Origin of the sequence: Mesorhizobium sp. M4A.F.Ca.ET.022.05.2.1 (assembly GCF_003998845.1) — a bacterium.
Lineage (GTDB): Bacteria > Pseudomonadota > Alphaproteobacteria > Rhizobiales > Rhizobiaceae > Mesorhizobium.
In genome coordinates this window covers 1-1,447 of sequence record NZ_RZOJ01000708.1, presented here as the reverse complement: position 1 = coordinate 1,447, position 1,447 = coordinate 1, and the positions used below count along the sequence as shown (strand labels likewise).

2 protein-coding genes are annotated in these 1,447 nt (G+C 60.8%); both read right to left on the bottom strand.

Features of this window, described 5'->3' with window-relative positions; all coding sequences use genetic code 11:
- On the bottom strand, positions 1–160 hold a 160-nt coding region (locus tag EN745_RS34780), incomplete at its 3' end, for a biotin/lipoyl-containing protein (RefSeq protein ID WP_348630991.1).
- A gap of 15 nt (positions 161–175) precedes the next feature.
- A complete protein-coding gene (gene pdhA / locus EN745_RS34775; protein WP_127406165.1) occupies positions 176–1,216 on the bottom strand; it encodes a pyruvate dehydrogenase (acetyl-transferring) E1 component subunit alpha in 1,041 nt (346 codons plus the stop codon).
- Positions 1,217–1,447 lie beyond the last annotated feature (231 nt).

Below are 1,447 nucleotides of genomic sequence, written 5' to 3'. Positions count from 1 at the left end.
CCTCGTCGACGGCTCCGACTGCCATCGTCGCCTTGTCGGTCTCGATCTCGGCGATGACGTCACCGGCGACGATCTTGTCGCCCTCGTTCTTCAGCCATTTGGAAAGATTGCCCTCTTCCATCGTCGGCGAGAGCGCGGGCATGAGAATTTCGATCGGCATGTCCTTGCCCTCCCTTTACAGTACGATGTCGGTCCAGAGCTCGGACGGATCCGGCTCGGCGTCGTTCTGGGCAAATTCGGCGGCGTCGGCGACGATGTCGCGGACCTCCTTGTCGATGGCCTTGAGCTCGTCCTCGCTGGCCCATTTCTTGTCGAGCAGCCGCGCCCTGACCTGCTCGATCGGGTCATGCTCGGAGCGCATCTTCTGCACTTCTTCCTTGGAGCGGTACTTCGCCGGATCGGACATCGAATGGCCGCGATAGCGGTAGGTCTGCATCTCCAGGATCAGCGGGCCGTTGCCGGCGCGGCACCATTCGGTGGCGAGATCGGCGGCGGACTTGACGGCGCGCACGTCCATGCCGTCGACCTGGATGCCGGGGATCTTGAAGGAAGCGCCGCGATGCGAGAAATCGGTCTCGGCGGAGGAGCGCGACACCGAGGTGCCCATGGCATAGCGGTTGTTCTCGATGATGAAGATCACCGGCAGCTTCCACAGCGAGGCCATGTTGAAGCTTTCGTAGACCTGGCCCTGGTTGGCGGCGCCGTCGCCGAAATAGGTCAGCGAGACGTTCTTGTTCTCGCGATAGCGGTTGGCGAAAGCGAGACCGGTGCCGAGCGAGACCTGCGCGCCGACAATGCCGTGGCCGCCATAGAAATGCTTCTCCTTGGAGAACATGTGCATGGAGCCGCCCTTGCCCTTGGACAGGCCGCCCCGGCGCCCGGTGAGCTCCGCCATGACGCCGCGCGGCGACAGGTCCATCGCCAGCATGTGGCCGTGGTCGCGATAGGCGGTGATCATCTGGTCGCCTTCGATCAGCGCCATCTTCATGCCGGTGACGACGGCTTCCTGACCGATATAGAGGTGGCAGAAGCCGCCGATGAAGCCCATGCCGTAGAGCTGGCCGGCCTTTTCCTCGAAGCGGCGGATGAGCAGCATGTGCCGGTAGGCGGCGAGCTCGTCTTCCTTGGTGAAGTCGGCAGGCTTCGGGGCCGAGAGCCCTTGTGATTTACCGTCGTTTTTGGATTTGGCAGGCGCTTTTCTGGCGGCGGTGGCCATGCATCACTCCCTGTTGGCGTCTCTTCGCGGACATTTAGAGCAGGATGAAATCCGCTCCGAGGGAGATCGTCTCTCCCCACCGATTTGAGCGAGGCTAACATGCGGGAAAGCATTGCGCCATGCTGAAAAATGCATGGCTGGCATGCGTCTAAGCGATTAAAATCATTGAAAATATAGGCGATTAACTGGAATTCAGTTATTTCGCTGATACCGGCAACATGACGGTGATTT

Coding starts and splice junctions, on each gene's coding strand:
- pdhA (WP_127406165.1), bottom strand. CDS start 1,216: ATGGCCACCGCCGCCAGAAAAGCGCCTGCCAAATCCAAAAACGACGGT.